17 protein-coding genes are annotated in these 18,638 nt (G+C 71.1%); all 17 read left to right on the plus strand.

What is annotated here, in order from left to right; genetic code table 11:
• Positions 1–59 precede the first annotated feature (59 nt).
• The gene (gene pheS / locus ABD286_RS16595; protein ID WP_344195463.1) at positions 60–1,154 is read left to right on the plus strand and encodes a phenylalanine--tRNA ligase subunit alpha; all 1,095 of its coding nucleotides are present in this window, start codon (positions 60–62) and stop codon (positions 1,152–1,154) included.
• Entirely contained in the window at positions 1,154–3,709 is a 2,556-nt protein-coding gene (gene pheT / locus ABD286_RS16600; RefSeq protein ID WP_344195465.1) for a phenylalanine--tRNA ligase subunit beta, read from the plus strand. Before pheS ends, pheT begins: the two co-directional genes overlap by 1 nt.
• A complete protein-coding gene (locus ABD286_RS16605; RefSeq protein ID WP_344195467.1) occupies positions 3,706–4,443 on the plus strand; it encodes an SDR family oxidoreductase in 738 nt (245 codons plus the stop codon). Before pheT ends, ABD286_RS16605 begins: the two co-directional genes overlap by 4 nt.
• A 44-nt stretch (positions 4,444–4,487) precedes the next feature.
• On the plus strand, positions 4,488–5,531 hold the full coding sequence (argC, locus tag ABD286_RS16610; protein WP_344195469.1) for an N-acetyl-gamma-glutamyl-phosphate reductase: 1,044 nt from the start codon (positions 4,488–4,490) through the stop codon (positions 5,529–5,531).
• Complete coding sequence (locus tag ABD286_RS16615) at positions 5,528–5,938, plus strand: ACT domain-containing protein (RefSeq protein WP_344195471.1); 411 nt, start codon at positions 5,528–5,530, stop codon at positions 5,936–5,938. Before argC ends, ABD286_RS16615 begins: the two co-directional genes overlap by 4 nt.
• Positions 5,935–7,086 (plus strand): bifunctional glutamate N-acetyltransferase/amino-acid acetyltransferase ArgJ, encoded by a 1,152-nt coding sequence (gene argJ, locus ABD286_RS16620; RefSeq protein WP_344195473.1) that lies wholly within the window; start codon positions 5,935–5,937, stop codon positions 7,084–7,086. Before ABD286_RS16615 ends, argJ begins: the two co-directional genes overlap by 4 nt.
• 14 nt (positions 7,087–7,100) lie before the next feature.
• The gene (gene argB, locus ABD286_RS16625; RefSeq protein WP_344195475.1) at positions 7,101–8,129 is read left to right on the plus strand and encodes an acetylglutamate kinase; all 1,029 of its coding nucleotides are present in this window, start codon (positions 7,101–7,103) and stop codon (positions 8,127–8,129) included.
• Positions 8,129–9,331 carry an acetylornithine transaminase gene (locus ABD286_RS16630; protein WP_344195476.1) on the plus strand — a complete coding sequence of 401 codons (1,203 nt, stop codon included), beginning with the start codon at positions 8,129–8,131 and terminating at the stop codon, positions 9,329–9,331. Before argB ends, ABD286_RS16630 begins: the two co-directional genes overlap by 1 nt.
• Positions 9,331–10,263 (plus strand): ornithine carbamoyltransferase, encoded by a 933-nt coding sequence (argF, locus tag ABD286_RS16635; protein WP_344195478.1) that lies wholly within the window; start codon positions 9,331–9,333, stop codon positions 10,261–10,263. The genes ABD286_RS16630 and argF overlap by 1 nt, the downstream gene beginning before the upstream one ends.
• The gene (locus ABD286_RS16640; protein WP_344195480.1) at positions 10,260–10,760 is read left to right on the plus strand and encodes an arginine repressor; all 501 of its coding nucleotides are present in this window, start codon (positions 10,260–10,262) and stop codon (positions 10,758–10,760) included. The genes argF and ABD286_RS16640 overlap by 4 nt, the downstream gene beginning before the upstream one ends.
• 70 nt (positions 10,761–10,830) lie before the next feature.
• Positions 10,831–12,300 carry an argininosuccinate lyase gene (gene argH / locus ABD286_RS16645; protein ID WP_344195482.1) on the plus strand — a complete coding sequence of 490 codons (1,470 nt, stop codon included), beginning with the start codon at positions 10,831–10,833 and terminating at the stop codon, positions 12,298–12,300.
• A 108-nt stretch (positions 12,301–12,408) separates the two neighbouring features.
• Entirely contained in the window at positions 12,409–12,699 is a 291-nt protein-coding gene (locus ABD286_RS16650) for a hypothetical protein (protein ID WP_344195484.1), read from the plus strand.
• 1 nt (position 12,700) lies between these two features.
• Entirely contained in the window at positions 12,701–13,516 is an 816-nt protein-coding gene (locus ABD286_RS16655) for a hypothetical protein (protein WP_344195486.1), read from the plus strand.
• 8 nt (positions 13,517–13,524) lie between these two features.
• Complete coding sequence (locus tag ABD286_RS16660; RefSeq protein WP_344195488.1) at positions 13,525–15,474, plus strand: fumarate reductase/succinate dehydrogenase flavoprotein subunit; 1,950 nt, start codon at positions 13,525–13,527, stop codon at positions 15,472–15,474.
• Positions 15,471–16,223, plus strand: coding sequence for a succinate dehydrogenase/fumarate reductase iron-sulfur subunit (locus tag ABD286_RS16665; RefSeq protein ID WP_344195490.1), 753 nt, complete (start codon positions 15,471–15,473; stop codon positions 16,221–16,223). The genes ABD286_RS16660 and ABD286_RS16665 overlap by 4 nt, the downstream gene beginning before the upstream one ends.
• Positions 16,187–16,876, plus strand: coding sequence for a DNA-3-methyladenine glycosylase (locus ABD286_RS16670; protein ID WP_344195492.1), 690 nt, complete (start codon positions 16,187–16,189; stop codon positions 16,874–16,876). Before ABD286_RS16665 ends, ABD286_RS16670 begins: the two co-directional genes overlap by 37 nt.
• A gap of 63 nt (positions 16,877–16,939) precedes the next feature.
• The gene (gene tyrS / locus ABD286_RS16675; RefSeq protein WP_344195494.1) at positions 16,940–18,205 is read left to right on the plus strand and encodes a tyrosine--tRNA ligase; all 1,266 of its coding nucleotides are present in this window, start codon (positions 16,940–16,942) and stop codon (positions 18,203–18,205) included.
• Positions 18,206–18,638: the final 433 nt, after the last annotated feature.

The raw sequence follows: 18,638 nt of genomic DNA on the forward strand, positions 1-18,638 counted from the left end.
CGAGCCGCGCGCGCCCACGGGTGGAGAGCCCCCGAGGCTGCGCCGACAGAGGAAGTGGCATGTCAGGACCCAACAAGCAGTACGACCCCGTCGAGGTCGCCGCGCTGGACCCCGCGCTGATCGACCAGGCCGTCGCCGACGCCGTGGCCGCGATCACCGCGGCCGACTCGCTGGACGCGCTCAAGGCCGCCCGTCTCGCGCACCAGGGCGAGAAGAGCCCGCTGGCGCTGGCGAACCGCGAGATCGGTGCGCTGCCGCCGAGTGCCAAGGCCGAGGCCGGCAAGCGCGTCGGGCAGGCCCGTGGCCGGGTCGGCCAGGCGCTCACCGCCCGCCAGGCCGAGCTCGAGGCCGAGCGCGACGGGCGGATCCTCGTCGACGAGACCGTCGACCTCACCGTGCGCGCCCCGCGGCGCCCGATCGGCGCCCGGCACCCGATCAGCCTCGTGTCCGAGCGGATCGAGGACATCTTCGTGGCCATGGGCTGGGAGATCGCCGAGGGGCCCGAGGTCGAGTCGGAGTGGCTGAACTTCGACGCCCTCAACCTGTCCCCGGACCACCCGGCCCGCGGTGAGGCCGACACGTTCTTCGTCGCCCCGGCCGGCAGCGGCCTCGTGCTGCGCACGCACACCTCGCCGGTGCAGATCCGCACGATGCTCGACCGAGAGCCGCCCATCTACGTGCTGTGCCCGGGCAAGGTGTTCCGCACCGACGACCTCGACGCCACGCACACGCCGGTGTTCCACCAGTTCGAGGGGCTGGTCGTCGACGAGGGCATCACCATGGCGCACCTGCGGGGAGCGCTCGACGCGTTCGTGCAGCGCCTGTTCGGCGACGGCATCGTCACGCGGCTGCGCCCCAACTACTTCCCCTTCACCGAGCCGAGCGCCGAGATCGACTGCCAGTGCTGGATCTGCGGTGGTCAGGACTCGTCCTGCCGCACCTGCGGGGGCACCGGGTGGATCGAGCTGGGCGGTTGCGGCATGGTCAACCAGCGCGTGCTGCGTGCGGCCGGGATCGACCCGGAGCGCTACTCGGGGTTCGCGTTCGGGCTCGGCATCGAGCGGTCGCTCATGCTGCGCCACGGCGTGGGGGACATGCACGACATCGTCGAGGGAGACGTCCGCTTCTCCCGCCAGTTCGGAATGGAGATCTGATGCACGCGCCCGTGTCCTGGCTTCGTGAGCTGGCCGACGTGCCCGCCGACGCCACCGGTGCCGACATCGCGGCTGCCCTCGTCAAGGTCGGGCTCGAGGAGGAGGGGCTGAGCGGTGGCGACATCCGCGGCCCCATCGTCGTCGGCCGCGTCCTGTCGGTCGAGCCCGAGCCACAGAAGAACGGCAAGACGATCAACTGGTGCACCGTCGACGTGGGCGACCACGGCCAGCGGGTCACCGAGGGCAAGGCCCAGGAGATCGTCTGCGGCGCGCACAACTTCGGCGTGGGCGACCTCGTCGTCTGCGTCCTGCCCGGGGGAGTGCTGCCGGGCGGGTTCGAGATCTCGGCCCGCAAGACCTACGGCCACGTCTCCAACGGCATGATCTGCTCGGCCCTCGAGCTCGGACTCGGCGAGGACCACGACGGCATCATCGTGCTGTCGCAGCTGCTGGGCCCGGAAGCCGCGGAAGACCTGACCCCCGGTGACGACGCGATCGAGCTGCTCGGGCTGGCCGACGAGGTCGTCGAGGTCAACGTCACCCCGGACCGTGGGTACTGCTTCTCGATGCGCGGCATCGGCCGCGAGTACGCCCTGTCCACCGGCGGCACCTTCCGTGACCCGGCCGACCTCGACGTGGCGTCCGCCAACGACGAGGGGTATGCCGTGTCGGTCACCGACGGGGCCCCGGTCGACGGTGTCCCCGGGTGCGACCGCTACGTCGCGCGCATCGTGCGCGGCGTCGACACGAACGCAGCATCGCCGCAGTGGATGACCAAGCGCCTGACGCAGCTGGGCATGCGGCCCATCTCGTTGGCCGTCGACGTCACCAACTACGTCATGATGCTGCTCGGCCAGCCGCTGCACGCGTTCGACCTGTCCACCCTCTCCGGTGGGGTGGGCACGCGCCGGGCGCGGCCGGGGGAGAAGCTCACCACCCTCGACGACGTCGCACGGGTGCTGGACCCGCAGGACCTGCTCATCGTGGACGGCAACGACCGACCCCTGGCCATCGCCGGCGTGATGGGTGGCGAGTCCTCGGAGGTCACCTCGTCGACGACCGACGTCCTCATCGAGGCTGCGCACTTCGACCCCATCTCCGTCGCTCGCTCGTCACGGCGGCACAAGCTCACCACCGAGGCCTCCAAGCGCTTCGAGCGCGGGGTCGACCCGGCGGTCGCGGCTGCTGCAGCGCAGCTCGCCGTCGACCTGCTCGTCACGCACGGGGGCGGCACTGCCGACCCCGGCGTCACCGACGTCGACCAGCGACCCTCGCGTGAGGCGTTCACCTTCGACACGACGCTGCCCACGCGTTACGTCGGGCTCGACTACCCGCACGACGAGGTCGTCGGCACGCTGCGCGCCATCGGCTGCGAGGTCACGGACGACGGTTCCGGGGACGACGACGTGCGTGGTCGCACCGTCTCGGTGCTGCCGCCGTCGTGGCGCCCGGACCTCGCGACCGGCCCCGACCTGGTCGAGGAGGTGGCCCGCGTCCGCGGGTACGACCAGATCCCGTCGGTGCTGCCCACGCCGAAGGCGGGCCACGGCCTGACCCACGGCCAGCGCGTCCGTCGGGTCGTCGCCACCACCCTCGCCCAGCAGGGCCTGGTCGAGGTGCTGACCTACCCCTTCGTGGCCCCGACGTTGTTCGACTCGCTGGGCTACGCCCCCCAGGACGTCCGGCGCCGCACCGAGCAGCTCGTCAACCCGCTCTCCGACGAGCTGCCGCTGCTGCGCACGTCGGTCCTCGACACCCTGCTGGAAGCGTTGCGGCGCAACGTCGCCCGTGGGCAGCGCGATGTCGCCGTCTACGAGCTCGGGCTCGTCACCATCGGTCGCGACGAGCCGTCGAACGCACCGGTGCCCGGCATCGAGGTCAAGCCCGACGACGAGACCCTGGCGCGGATCCGCGCTGCCGTCCCCGACCAGCCACGCCACGTGGCGATGGCTGCGGCCGGCGATGCCGAGCGGGGTGGGCCGTGGGGCCCCGCCCGCAAGGTCGACGCCTCGGACGCCGTCAGCTGGACGCTGTCGGTGGGGCGCGCCCTGGGCCTGGACCTCGTCGTGTCCGCCACCGAGCGTGCACCCTGGCACCCCGGTCGGGTGGCCGAGATCGCGCTGGAGGACGGCACCGTCGTGGGGTACGCGGGCGAGCTGCACCCCAAGGTGACCTCCACGCTCGACCTCCCGGCCCGCACCGTGGCGGCCGAGCTGGACGTCGACGTCCTCGTCGCCGCCACGGGGGTCCCGCTGCAGGCGTCCGAGCTCTCGACCTACCCGCCGGCCCACACCGACGTCGCCCTCGTCGTCGCCGAGGCGGTGCCCGCCGCCCACGTGGAGCAGGCCCTGCGGGCCGGGGCCGGTGATCGGCTCGAGTCGGTGCAGCTGTTCGACATCTACCGTGGCGAGCAGGTGGGGGAGGGACGCAAGTCGCTCGCCTACCGGCTCACGTTCCGGGCCGCCGAGCGCACCCTCACCACCGACGAGGTCAGCAGCCTGCGCGATGCGGCGGTCGCCTCCGCCGCGGAGCGCACGGGAGCGGTGCAGCGGTGACGGTCCCCGTCGCGGTCGTCACCGGTGCCTCCCGCGGGATCGGCCGTCACCTCGCCGACGCCTTCGAGCAGGCGGGGTATGCCGTCGCGCGGGGGTCGCGCGACGTCGCCGACGTCACGGACCGCGAAGCGGTGGACCGCTGGGTGGGCGACGTGGTCGACCGTCACGGCCGGATCGACGTCCTCGTCAACAACGCCGGGGTCATCGACACCGAGGTGCCGATCCACGAGGCCGACCCGGACGAGTGGTGGCGCACCATGGAGGTCAACGTCCTCGGGCCGTTCCTCGTCACCCGGGCCGTCCTGCCGCACATGGTGGCGGCCGGCGCCGGTCGCGTCATCAACCTCAACAGCGGAGCAGGGGTCCGTCCGGGTGCCGTCGCCTCGGCGTACAACGCGAGCAAGACCGCGTTGGCGCGCCTCACCGGGTCCACCGACCTCGCCGGCCGTGACCACGGCGTCTTCGCCTTCGACCTCGCGCCCGGCGTCGTCCGGACCGACATGACCGAGGCGATGGTGGCGCACGAGGGTCGCACCGAGTGGACCGACCCGGGGGAGGTCACGGCCCTCGCCCTGGCGCTGGCCGCGGGGGAGCACGACGTCTGGTCGGGGCGCATGGTGCGCGCCGGGGTGGACACCCCGGCGTCACTGCGGGACCGCGCCTCCGGTGGCCTCGACGCGACCGACCGCACGATCACGCTGGTGCCCTGGGGGGACGACGACCCTCTCGGCTGAGACCGTTACTGCATGAACTCTCACGGCAGTGTATGTTCATGCACATGCAGCGCGTGGCAGTCGCCGGAGCCAGTGGGTACGCCGGGGGAGAGATCCTCCGGCTCCTGCTGGCGCACCCCGAGGTCGAGATCGGAGCGGTCACGGCCGCGTCCAGCGCCGGGCAGCTGCTCGGCGCCGTCCACCCGCACCTGACGCCGCTCGCCTCCCGTGTCATCGAGGAGACGACGCCGCAGACCCTCGCCGGGCACGACGTGGTGTTCCTCGCGCTCCCGCACGGGCACTCCGGCGCACTCGCCGCGCAGCTGGCCGACGACGTGGTGGTCATCGACTGTGGCGCCGACTTCCGGCTGCGCGACGCCGCGGCCTGGGACGCCTTCTACGACACGCCCCATGCCGGCACCTGGGCCTACGGCATGCCGGAGCTCGCGATCGCCGGTGGGGCTCGGCAGCGCGAGACCCTCGCGGGCGAGCGCCACGTCGCGGTGCCCGGGTGCTACCCGACCGCGGTCTCCCTCGCCCTCGCCCCCGGGTACGCCGCCGGCGTGCTCGCGCCGCGCGACGTCGTGGTGGTGGCGGCCTCCGGCACCTCCGGTGCGGGCAAGGCCCTCAAGCCCCACCTGCTGGGCGCCGAGGTGATGGGAGCCATGTCGCCCTACGGTGTGGGCGGCACCCACCGGCACACGCCGGAGATCGAGCAGAACCTGTCGCTCGCCGCCGGTCAGGACGTCACCGTCTCGTTCACCCCCACGCTGGCACCGATGCCACGGGGCATCCTCGCCACCTGCACCGCCCCGCTCGCCGAGGGTGCCGACCCCGCCGCCGTCCGTGGCGTGTGGGAGGAGGCGTATGCAGCCGAGCCCTTCGTCCACGTGCTGCCCCAGGGTGCCTGGCCCTCGACGGGCAGCGTCATCGGCAGCAACAGCGTGCACGTGCAGGTGGTCGTCGACGAACGGGTCGGTCGGGTCCTCGTCGTCGCCGCGGTGGACAACCTGACCAAGGGGACGGCCGGAGCAGCGGTGCAGTGCATGAACCTCGCTCTCGGCCTCCCCGAGACCACCGGTCTCCCGGCCGCGGGAGTGGCCCCGTGAGCCTTCCCCTGCACCTGATGCGGCACGACACGGCGGTGGCGTTCGTCCGGCTGCCGGCCGGAGAGGAGCCGACCTGGGACTGGCGGACCGGTCCGCTCGCGTCGATCACCTACACCGACAGCGAGACCTCGATCGTCTCGGCGTTCGACACCCTCCCCGACGGTGTCCAGAAGGAAGGACCGCTGACCGCGTTCGAGATCGCCGGACCGCTTGACTTCACGATGGTCGGTGTCCTGTCCGGGCTGCTCGAACCGTTGGCGCGCAAGAAGATCAGCATCCTCGCCCTCTCGACCTACGACACCGACTGGATCCTCGTGGACAGCGACCGGGCCGACGACGCATCCGACACCTGGCGCCGCGGTGGCCACACCGTGGCCCCGGCCAAGCTCTCCGGAGGTTCCTCGTGAGCACCACCACGCCGGCTGGTTTCCGCGCCTCGGGGGTGGCTGCCGGCCTCAAGAGCACCGGTGCGCCCGACCTCGCGCTCGTCGTCAACGACGGTCCCGACCACCACGCGGCAGCGGTCTTCACGAGCAACCGGGTGGAGGCCGCCCCGGTGACGTGGTCGCGGCAGGTGCTGACCGACGGCCGGGTGGACGCGGTGGTGCTCAACTCCGGGGGCGCCAACGCCTGCACGGGAGCTCAGGGTTTCGCGGACACCCACGCGACCGCCGAGAAGGTCGCCGACGTGCTCGGGGTCTCTGCCGGTGACGTCGTCGTCTGCTCGACGGGCCTGATCGGCGAGCTGCTCCCCATGGACAAGGTGCTGGCGGGGGTCGACGCCGCGGCGGCGGCGCTGCACGACGACGGCGGCGACGACGCGGCGATGGCGATCAAGACCACCGACACCGTGCACAAGCAGGCGGTCGCCGAGCGCGACGGGTGGACCGTCGGCGGCATGGCCAAGGGTGCGGGGATGCTCGCCCCCGCGCTGGCCACGATGCTCGTCGTCCTCACGACCGACGCCGTGGTCGCCGAGGAGGACCTCGACCGCGTCCTGCGGTCGGCGACGGCGGCGACGTTCGACCGGATCGACTCCGACGGCTGCCAGTCCACCAACGACACCGTGGTGCTGCTCGCGTCGGGAGCGTCCGGGCGGACGCCATCCACGGACGAGCTCACCTCGGCGGTCACCGCGGTCTGCGCCGGCCTGGCGCGCCAGCTCATCGCTGACGCCGAGGGTGCCCACCACGACATCGCCATCGAGGTCCGGTCGGCCGCCAGCGAGGCGGACGCCCTCGAGGTGGCCCGCTCCATCGCCCGCAACAACCTGTTCAAGTGCGCCGTCTTCGGCAACGACCCCAACTGGGGGCGGGTGCTCGCCGCCGTGGGCACGACCGCCGCGGCCTTCGACCCGCACGCGCTCGACGTCTCCATGAACGGGGTCCAGGTCTGCCGCGCCGGTGGCGTGGGGGAGGACCGCTCCCTCGTGGACCTCACCGAGCGGGAGGTCCACGTGGTCGTCGACCTGCACGCCGGCGACACCTCGGCCACGGTGTGGACCAACGACCTCACCCACGACTACGTCCACGAGAACTCCGCCTACTCCAGCTGAGGCCACCGACCGTCATGACCGACCACACTCGCTCCGCCCCCACCGCGGTGAGCACCCCGACGAGCACACCCACGAGCACCGTCCGTGGCCACATCGGCAAGGCCGCCCTGCGCGTGGCCCGCGGCAAGGCACAGACCCTCGTCGAGGCGCTGCCGTGGCTGGAGCGCTTCCGCGGGTCGCTCGTCGTGGTCAAGTACGGCGGCAACGCCATGGTCGACGACGAGCTCAAGGCCGCGTTCGCCCAGGACGTCGCCTTCCTGCGCTACGCCGGGCTGCGTCCCGTGGTCGTGCACGGCGGTGGCCCGCAAATCGCCCAGATGCTCGGCCGGCTGGGGCTCGAGAGCGAGTTCCGCGGCGGCCTGCGCGTCACGACACCGGAGGTCATGGACGTCGTCCGCATGGTGCTCACCGGCCAAGTCGGTCGTGAGCTCGTCGGGCTGCTCAACCAGCACGGCCCGGTCGCCGTGGGGCTGTCCGGCGAGGACGCGGGCCTCTTCGGCGCCCGCCGCCGTGGCACCCAGGTCGACGGCGAGGAGGTCGACCTCGGCCTGGTCGGTGACGTCGTCACGGTGAATCCCGGTGCGGTGCAGGACATCCTCGACGCCGGACGCATCCCCGTCGTCTCGACGGTCGCGCCGGACCTCGATGTCGAGGGCCAGGTCCTCAACATCAACGCCGACACCGCGGCGGCCGCGCTGGCCGTCGCGCTGGGGGCGCACAAGCTCGTCATGCTCACGGACGTCGAGGGCGTCTACGCCGACTGGCCGGACCGCGACTCGCTGCTGTCGTCGCTGTCGGTCAGCGGTGCGCGGGACCTGCTCGGCCGGGTCGACGCGGGGATGATCCCCAAGCTCGAAGCGTGCGTACGCGCCGTCGACAACGGCGTCCCCCAGGCGCACGTCATCGACGGTCGGCAGCCGCACTCCCTGCTGCTCGAGGTCTTCACCTCCGAGGGCATCGGCACCATGGTGGTGCCTGACGCGGACACCGACGCCCGCGCAACCCACGGCAACCCCGCTCGAACGACGGAAGGCGACGCCTGATGACCACGCGCAACGACGAGCTGCTCGAGCGGTACGAGCACTCGGTCCTCGGCGTCTTCGGGCGACCTCCGCTCGTGCTGTCCCACGGGGACGGCTGCTGGGTCCACGACGTCGACGGCAAGCGCTACCTCGACCTCGTCGGTGGCATCGCGGTCAACGCGCTCGGCCACGGCCACCCGGCCCTCGTGGCCGCGATCAGCAAGCAGGCGGGAGAGGCGATCCACGTCTCCAACCTGTTCACGTCGCCGGGCCAGATCGCCCTCGCCGAGCGGATCCTCGGCATCGCGGACGCACCCGAGGGGTCCGCCGTCTTCTTCGCCAACTCGGGGGCCGAGGCCATCGAGGCGGCCATCAAGCTGAGCCGCCGCACCGGCCGTGGCGGGATCGTCGCGGCCGAGGGTGCCTTCCACGGCCGCACCACCGGCGCCCTCGCCCTGACGCACAAGGCGGTCTACCGCGAGCCCTTCGCGCCCCTCATGCCCGGGGTGAGCCACGTGCCGTACGGCGACGAGGACGCACTGCGCGCAGCGGTCGGCCCGGGGACCGGCGCCGTGGTCCTCGAAGCCGTCCAGGGGGAGGCAGGGGTGCTCGAGGCCACGACCGCCTACCTCCAGCTCGCCCGCGAGCTGACCACCGCCCACGGCGCCCTGCTCGTCGTCGACGAGATCCAGACCGGGATCGGGCGCACCGGCACGTGGTTCGCGTTCCAGCAGGCCGGCATCGTGCCCGATGCGATCACCCTGGCCAAGGGTCTCGGTGGCGGGGTGCCGATCGGCGCCCTCGTGACGTTCGGGCCCGAGGTGTCCGGTCTGCTCACCGTCGGGCAGCACGGCTCGACGTTCGGCGGCAACCCGCTGGCCGCAGCCGCCGGGCTCGCCGTCATCGACACCATCGAGGAGCAGGGGCTTCTGCACCATGCCGCCGAAGCCGGCCAGCACCTCGCGGATTCCGTTGCCGCACTGGACCATCCACTCATCACCGGAGTCCGGGGCAAGGGACTCCTGCGCGCCATCACCCTCGCCGAGCCGGTGGCCGTCCAGGTCGCGTCGGCCGCTCGGGACGCCGGGTTCATCGTCAACCCCGTGGCCCCCGACGCGCTGCGGCTCGCGCCGCCGCTGGTCGTCACGACCGAGCAGCTCGACCTGTTCGTCGCCGCCCTGCCCGGGCTGCTCGACGCCGTCACGACCACGAAGGACGCCTGATGACCCGCCACTTCCTGCGCGACGACGACCTCACCGCCGAGGAGCAGGCCCTCGTGCTGCAGCGGGCGCTGGAGCTCAAGGCCGCGCCGTACTCGCGCACCCCGCTGGCCGGGCCACGCGTGGTGTCCGTCGTCTTCGACAAGCCCACCCTTCGCACCCAGGTGTCGTTCGCGGGCGCGATCACCGGCCTCGGCGGCTACCCCATGGTCGTGGACGGCAACCTCGCGCAGATCGGCACCCGCGAGTCGATCGCCGACGTCGCGCGGATCCTCGGTCCGCAGTCCGCGGCCATCGTCTGGCGCACCCACGGGCAGGAGCGCATCGAGGAGATGGCGGCGTACGCGGGGGTGCCCGTGGTGAACGCCCTCACCGACGAGTTCCACCCCTGCCAGATCCTCGCCGACCTGCTGACGGTGCTGGAGCACAAGGGGTCCCTCGCCGGCCTGACCTTCGCCTACGTCGGCGACGGGGCCAACAACATGGCGCACTCCTACCTCCTCGGCTGCGCCCTGGCCGGCCTGCACGTGCGCCTCGGCACCCCCACCAGCCACCAGCCCGACCGGGCGATCCTGGCCCGTGCCAAAGAGATCGCGGCGCAGCAGGGTGGCTCCGTCGTCGTCACCTCCGACCCCGCGGAGGCCGTCGCCGGCGCCGATGTGGTCGTGACCGACACGTGGGTGTCGATGGGGATGGAGGACCAGAAGGGCGACCGCCAGGGTGCTGCTAGCCCGTTCGTGCCGTTCGCCGTGACCGAGTCACTCATGGCGCAGGCCGCGGGGGACGCGATCTTCCTGCACTGCCTGCCTGCCTACCGAGGGCACGAGGTGGAGGCCGCCGTCATCGACGGCCCGCAGTCGGTCGTGTGGGAAGAGGCCGAGAACCGCCTGCACGCCCAGAAGGCCCTGCTGTCCTTCCTGCTGGAGGACGCGTGACGATCGCCGCGACCCGCACGGGGCGCCAGCGCCGGATCGTCGAGCTGCTCGGGCGGCACGAGGTGCGCTCCCAGGGAGACCTCCTCACGCTGCTGGCCCAGGACGGCATCGAGGTCACCCAGGCGACACTGTCGCGCGACCTGCTCGAGCTCGGCGCCGTCAAGGTCCGCACCGGCCGCTCGCTCGTGTATGCCGTGCCGGGAGAGGGTGGGGACCGCACCGCCCGCCCGGCCCCCGACGGCACCGCCCTGACCGCGCGGCTGCGCCGGGTCTGCGAGGAGCTGCTCGTCACCGCCGAGCCGTCGCACAACCTCGTGGTGCTGCGGACCCCGCCGGGAGCCGCGAACTTCCTCGCCTCCGCCATCGACCACGCCGCCCTGGCCGGGGTGCTCGGCACCATCGCCGGCGACGACACCATCATGATCATCACCACCGGCACCGACGCGAGCCGCAGGACGGCCTCCGACCTGCTGGCCCTGGCCGGCACGACCGACTGACGCACGACCGACGTTCCCCAGACCGCACCCAGAACGCACCCCCGACCGCACGCCATACCCAGGAGCACCCGTGAGTCCCGACAGCCCGCACCCCACCTCGCAGCCCGAGCCGGCCCAGCCGGGCAAGGTGAGCCTCTGGGGCGGTCGCTTCGCCGGCGGCCCGGCCGATGCGCTGGCAGCGCTGAGCAAGTCGACCCACTTCGACTGGCGGCTCGCGCCCTACGACATCGCCGGGTCGCGCGCCCATGCCCGGGTGCTGCACGCGGCCGGGCTGCTCGACGACGCGAACCTCGAGGCGATGCTCGCCGGGCTGGCACAGCTGGCCGCCGACGTCGAGTCGGGGGCGTTCACCCCGGCCGAGGACGACGAGGACGTCCACACGGCCCTCGAGCGCGGCCTCATCGAGCGGGCCGGGGCGGATGTCGGTGGGCGGCTGCGGGCCGGTCGCTCGCGCAACGACCAGGTCGCCACGCTCTTCCGGATGTACCTGCGCGACCACGCCCGCTCGGTCGCGGCGCTCGTCCTCGACGTCGTCGACGCCCTGGTCTCGCAGTCGGTGCGCCACCCCGAGGTCGCGATGCCCGGACGCACGCACCTCCAGCACGCCCAGCCGGTCCTGCTGGCCCACCACCTGTTGGCCCACGCCTGGGCCCTGCTGCGTGACGTCCAGCGGCTCCAGGACTGGGACGTGCGGGCGGCGGTGTCGCCGTACGGCTCCGGCGCCCTGGCCGGCTCCTCGCTCGGACTCGACCCCGAGGCCGTCGCCGCCGACCTCGGCTTCACGACGTCGGTCGAGAACTCCATCGACGGCACGGCCTCACGCGACTTCGTGGCCGAGATGGCCTTCGTGGCAGCGATGACGGCGGTGGACGTGTCGCGCCTGGCCGAGGAGGTCGTGCTGTGGGCGACCAAGGAGTTCTCGTTCGTCACGCTCGACGACGCGTACTCCACGGGGTCGAGCATCATGCCGCAGAAGAAGAACCCAGACGTGGCCGAGCTCGCACGCGGCAAGGCGGGTCGGCTCGTCGGTGACCTCGCCGGACTGATGACCACGCTCAAGTCGCTGCCATTGGCCTACAACCGCGACCTCCAGGAGGACAAGGAGCCGGTCTTCGACGCGGTCGACACGCTCGAGGTCCTGCTCCCCGCTTTCAGCGGGATGGTCGAGACGATGGAGTTCAACACCGAGCGCCTCGCCTCCCTTGCGCCGCAGGGCTTTTCGTTGGCCACCGACATCGCCGAGTGGCTCGTCCGCGAGGGCGTCGCCTTCCGGATCGCCCACGAGGTGGCCGGCGCGTGCGTGCGCGAGTGCGAGGGGCGGGGCATCGAGCTCTGGGACCTCACCGACGCCGACCTCGCCGCGATCTCGCCGCACCTCACGCCAAGGGTCCGCGACGTGCTGAGCGTCGAGGGGTCGCTCGCGTCGCGCGACGCCAAGGGTGGCACCGCCCCGGTCCGCGTCGCCGAGCAGCTCGCCCGCGTCCAGGAGCAGGTGGCTGCGGCCCGTCGTTGGGCCCGGGAGCCCATCACCGTGCGCTGACGCGAAACACTTTCGGCGCAGACCCACGACTTCGGGGCACCTTCGCGCTAGGTTCGGTGACGTGGGTCACAGTCGACCCATCTCGACCTTCGCGACAAGGACGGTGCCATGGGTGTCAGCGACGACCTCACTGCGGCTGCGGGTCACGTGGCCGGACTGCGACGGGCGGTGACCGCGCTCTCCAAGGAGCTCGGCAACACCATCGACGTGCAACGCCTGCGCGACGACGTCGTGCGGCTCGCCGACGACGTCGACCTGCTCGCCCGGGGAGCCGGTGTCGGCTCGCAGGACCGCGCCGGCGGACCGGGCGAGATCGTCTTCATCACCGACGAGGAGTACGACCCGGCGCTGTGGTCGGACGCCGAGGACGAGGGCGTCGGTCCGTCCCGGGGTCACTGACGTGGCGCCGGCCCCCTTCAGTGGAGGAGTCCACGCCCCCGGCCGCGCCAGGGTGCCCGCGCGGACGCTGCGCGAGGACCGGTGGTGGCTCCAGCCGTTCGTCACGTTCGTGTGCTTCACCGCGTGGCTGCTCTACGGCCTGGTCCGGGCCAGCCTCCAGAAGGACTACTTCGTGGCCGACTACGGCTACCTCACGCCGTTCTACTCGCCGTGCCTGTCGACGTCGTGCGAGCCCGGCTCGACCCACTTCGGCACACCGTTCGGCGAGTGGCCGGCCCTCATCCCGTTCGCCGCGCTGACCCTGCCGTTCCTGCTGCTGTTCCGGCTGACCTGCTACTACTACCGCAAGGCCTACTACCGCTCGTTCTGGATGAGCCCGCCGGCCTGTGCGGTCCCCGAGGCGCACCAGAGCTACTCCGGCGAGACGCGCTTCCCGTTGGTCATGCAGAACCTGCACCGCTACTTCTTCTACGCCGCGGTCCTCATCTCCCTCATCAACACCTACGACGTCCTGCACGCGTTCCGGGGCAAGGACGGTGGCTTCGGGCTGGGTCTCGGGACACTCATCCTGCTGGCCAACGTCGTCCTGCTGTGGTGCTACACGCTGGGCTGCCACTCGTGTCGCAACATCGTCGGCGGTCGCCTCAACCACTTCAGCAAGCACCCGTTGCGCTACAAGGCCTGGGGGCTCGTCGGCAAGCTCAACGCCCGCCACATGCTCTTCGCGTGGGTCACCCTGGGCAGCCTCGTCGTCACCGACGCCTACATCGCCCTGGTCTCCTCGGGGACCCTCTCAGACCTGCGCCTCATCAACTAGGAGCCTGCGTGACCGACCTCGAACGCCCCGAACGGCACGAGTACGACGTCATCGTCATCGGTGCCGGTGGTGCCGGCCTGCGCGCGGCCATCGAGGCGCGCGAGCAGGGACTGCGGACCGCGGTCATCTGCAAGAGCCTGTTCGGCAAGGCGCACACGGTGATGGCCGAGGGGGGCATCGCCGCGTCGATGGGGAACGCCAACGAGAAGGACAGCTGGCAGGTCCACTTCCGCGACACCATGCGCGGCGGCAAGTTCCTCAACAACCCGCGGATGGCCGAGCTGCACGCCAAGGAGGCTCCCCAGCGCGTCTGGGAGCTGGAGACGTATGGCGCGTTGTTCGACCGCACGCCGGACGGGCGCATCAGCCAGCGCAACTTCGGTGGCCACGAGTACCCGCGGCTCGCGCACGTCGGTGACCGCACCGGGCTCGAGCTGATCCGCACGCTCCAGCAGAAGATCGTCAGCCTCCAGCAGGACGACCACCGCGAGACGGGTGACCACGAGTCCAGGTTGCGCGTCTTCGCCGAGCTGACGATCACCGACATCCTCAAGGACGAGGGCGGCGTGGTGTCGGGAGCGTTCGGCTACTGGCGCGAGTCGGGGAAGTTCGTCGTGTTCTCGGCCCCGGCGATCATCCTGGCCACCGGTGGCATCGGGAAGTCGTTCAAGGTCACGAGCAACTCGTGGGAGTACACCGGTGACGGGCACGCCCTGGCCCTGCGGGCCGGTGCGGCGCTCATCAACATGGAGTTCATCCAGTTCCACCCGACCGGCATGGTGTGGCCGCCGTCGGTGAAGGGCATCCTCGTCACCGAGTCGGTGCGAGGCGACGGCGGGGTGCTGCGCAACTCCGACGGCAACCGCTTCATGTTCGACTACGTCCCCGACGTGTTCCGGGGCCAGTACGCCGACTCCGAGGAGGAGGCCGACCGCTGGTACAAGGACCCGGAGAACAACAAGCGCCCACCCGAGCTGCTGCCGCGCGACGAGGTGGCCCGTGCGATCAACAGCGAGGTCAAGGAGGGACGCGGCTCACCCCACGGCGGTGTCTTCCTCGACGTCTCGACGCGCCTGCCCGCGGAGGAGATCACGCGCCGGCTGCCGTCGATGCACCACCAGTTCAAGGAGCTCGCCGACGTCGACATCACGGCCGAGCCCATGGAGGTGGGGCCGACCTGCCACTACGTGATGGGTGGGGTCGAGGTCGACGCCGACACGGCCGCGACGGCGGTGCCCGGCCTGTACGCCGCGGGCGAGGTGGCAGGGGGCATGCACGGGTCCAACCGCCTGGGTGGGAACAGCCTGTCCGACCTGCTCGTGTTCGGCCGTCGCGCGGGAGCCGGCGCCGCTGCATACGTTGCGGCGCTTGGCGACTCACGTCCCGCCGTTCGTGAAGAAGATGTCGCGACCGCCACCGAGGTCGCCCTGGCGCCCTTCCGTGCGGCGTCGGAGAACCCCTACACCGTGCACAGCGAGATGCAGCAGAAGATGAACGACCTCGTCGGGATCATCCGGCGAGAGGGTGAGGTCCGCGAGGCGCTGGAGATGCTCGACGAGATGGACGAGCGGGTGAAGCGCGTTGGTGTGCAGGGGAAACGGCCGTTCAACCCCGGATGGCACCTGGCCCTCGACCTGCGCAACATGCTGGCGGTCTGTCGCTGCGTCGCCCTGGCCGCGCTCGAGCGCAACGAGTCGCGCGGAGGCCACACCCGCGAGGACTTCCCGACCATGGACCCGCAGTGGCGCGGGGTGAACCTCGTCTGCACGATCGACGAGGTCGGGGGAGTCGCCCTCCGGCGCCAGCCGGTGCCCGAGATCCGCCAGGACCTCCTCGAGCTCTTCGAGCGCAGTGAGCTCGCCAAGTACCTCACCGGCGAGGAGCTGGCACGCCGCGACGAGCCGGCCGTGACGCCACCGGGAGCAGCGCAGGGGACCGAGGACAGGAGCGGGGCATGAGCTACGACGCCAATTTCAAGGTGTGGCGGGGTGACGACGAGGGCGGCGACCTGCAGGACTACACCGTCGAGGTCAACGAGGGGGAGGTCGTCCTCGACATCATCCACCGTCTGCAGGCGACGCAGGCGCCCGATCTCGCCGTCCGCTGGAACTGCAAGGCCGGCAAGTGCGGGTCGTGCAGCGCGGAGATCAACGGGCGCCCGCGCCTGCTGTGCATGACGCGGATGAGCACCTTCGACGAGGACCAGACCATCACCGTCACGCCGCTGCGCGCGTTCCCCGTCACGCGCGACCTCGTCACCGACGTCTCGTTCAACTACCAGAAGGCCCGTGAGGTCCAGGCGTTCTCACCGCCGGAGGGCCTGCAGCCGGGCGAGTACCGCATGCAGCAGGTAGACGTGGAGCGCAGCCAGGAGTTCCGCAAGTGCATCGAGTGCTTCCTCTGCCAGGACGTGTGCCACGTCGTGCGCGACCACGAGGACAACAAGCGCGCCTTCGCAGGTCCGCGGTTCCTCATGCGGGTGGCCGAGCTCGACATGCACCCGCTCGACAGCGCCGACCGGCGACCGGCCGCACGGGAGCAGCACGGCCTCGGCTACTGCAACATCACCAAGTGCTGCACCGAGGTCTGCCCCGAGCACATCAAGATCACCGACAACGCCCTCATCCCGCTCAAGGAACGTGTCGTCGACCGTCACTACGATCCCGTGGTGTGGCTGGGCAACAAGATCCGTCGGCGCAAGGACTGAGCCACGTCCTGCCCGGTGCTCGGTTGCCGCGGTCCTTCTTCGCCCGCGACGTCCTGACGGTCGCCCCGGCGCTGCTCGGTGCGACCGTCAGCCACGCCGGGGTGACGGTCCGCCTCACCGAAGTGGAGGCGTATGCGGGGGAGTCCGACCCCGGGTCGCACGCCTTCCGCGGCCCCACCCCACGGACCGCGGTGATGTTCGGTCGGGCGGGTCACCTCTACGTCTACTTCACCTACGGGATGCACTGGTGCGCCAACATCGTCTGCGGTGACGAGGGGGCGGCCAGTGCGGTCCTGCTGCGGGCCGGCGAGGTGGTCGACGGCGAGGACGTGGCAGCGGGACGCAGGGAGGGGATCCGGCGCCGGGACTGGGCACGGGGACCTGCCCGCTTGGCGACCACGTTGGCGCTCGCGGGTGCGCACACCGGACTGGACGCCTGCGCGGACGACTCGGACGTGGTGCTGCGTGCTCCCTCGGTCTGCGTCGACCTGTCCTCCGTGCGCACAGGTCCGCGGGTGGGGGTGTCCGGTGCAGGGGGTGACGGTGACGCGCACCCGTGGAGGTTCTGGCTCGCGGACGAACCGAGCGTCTCGGTGTACCGGCCCGCACCGAATCGACCAACCACGTCCCGTACCCGCCATACCCGGTCATAGGGCAGGCTGTGCTCGTGCCTGCGGTCCCGCAGCACGACCGACCGGACAAGGAGCACCGACACCGTGAGCGACATCTTCGACGATCTGCAGTGGCGAGGACTGGTGGCGCAGACCACCGACGAGTCCGCGCTGCGCCGAGCACTCGCCGACGGGCCGATCACGGCGTATTGCGGGTTCGACCCGACAGCTCCCTCGCTGCACTTCGGCAACCTCGTTCAGCTGATCGTCATGCGGCACCTGCAACGCGCGGGCCACCGGATCATCTGCCTCGTGGGTGGGTCCACCGGCCTGATCGGTGATCCTCGGCCCTCCTCCGAACGCATCCTCAAGACCAAGGAGCAGACGGCCGAGTGGGTCGCCGGCATCCAGGAGCAGGTCCGGCCGTTCCTCGACTTCGAGGGGGACAACGCCGCGATCATGGTGAACAACCTCGACTGGACCGCACCCCTGTCCGCGCTGGACTTCCTGCGCGACATCGGCAAGCACTTCCGGGTCAACCAGATGGTCAAGAAGGACGCAGTGGCGGCGCGGTTGAACAGCGACGAGGGGATCTCGTACACCGAGTTCAGCTACCAGATCCTCCAGGGCCTGGACTACCTCCAGCTCTACCGCGACTTCGGCTGCACGCTGCAGACCGGTGGGCAGGACCAGTGGGGCAACCTCACCGCCGGATCGGACCTGATCCACCGGGTGGAGGGGAAGTCGGTCCACCTGCTCACGACGCCGCTGATCACCGACTCGTCGGGGACGAAGTTCGGCAAGAGCGAGGGCAACGCCATCTGGCTCAACGGGGACATGACCAGTCCCTACGCCTTCTACCAGTACTGGATCAACGTCGAGGACGCCTCGGTGATCAAGCTGCTCAAGGTCTTCACCGACCGTGACGCGGACGAGATCGCCCGGCTGGAGCAGTCCCTGGCGGACAGGCCCTTCCTGCGTGAGTCGCAGAAGGCCCTGGCCGCTGACGTCACCACCCTCGTGCACGGAGCCGCGGCGACGGCGGCGGTCCAGGCGGCGTCGGAGGCGTTGTTCGGCAAGGGGGACGTGACCGCGATGGACGAGCGCACCTTGGGCGATGCCACGGGCGAGCTGCCCGGGGGAGAGGTCTCCGTGGGGATGTCGGTGACCGATGCCCTGGTTGCCGTCGGCCTCGTCGACTCCCGCAACGCCGCACGACGAGCCATCGGTGACGGCGGTGCCTCGCTCAACAACGTCAAGCTCACCGATGCCGAGCAGCTGCTCGGTGAGGACGACTTCCTGCACGGGCAGGTGGCGCTCCTGCGGCGAGGGCGCAAGTCCCTGGCTGCGGGGCGCCTCACCCGGCCCTGAGGCATCCGGGCCGGGCACCCTGAGCACGAGGGATCCCGCCGCGGAGGGCGCGCAGGTCGCTGACCTGCGGATTTGTCTTCTGCGGCGGGATCCCTCTAATGTTTACGACGTCAGCCCGACAGGGAGGAACGGACACCACCGCGGTCACCACCGCGAAGAAGGCCGGTCCCGGGGCTGAACCCCACATGCAGTACAGTTCTTCTCCGGCGCACTTCGGTGCGCCAGAACAGCAACAACGTGGGGGCTTTCCACCACGGTTTTCTCGCCGCGAAGCGGATTTGGGAAAACGACGCAGGAAAGCATACGATCGAGAGGTTGCCCCGGAGGCTTCGCCCGAAAAGCGAGTCAAAGGTGTGCGTCCGATCCTTGAGAACTCAACAGCGTGTCAAAAATCGATGCCAATTACCTCGTCTCTGGGGTGGCGCGGCTTTCA

This window comes from Pedococcus aerophilus, from assembly GCF_039532215.1.
GTDB lineage: Bacteria > Actinomycetota > Actinomycetes > Actinomycetales > Dermatophilaceae > Pedococcus > Pedococcus aerophilus.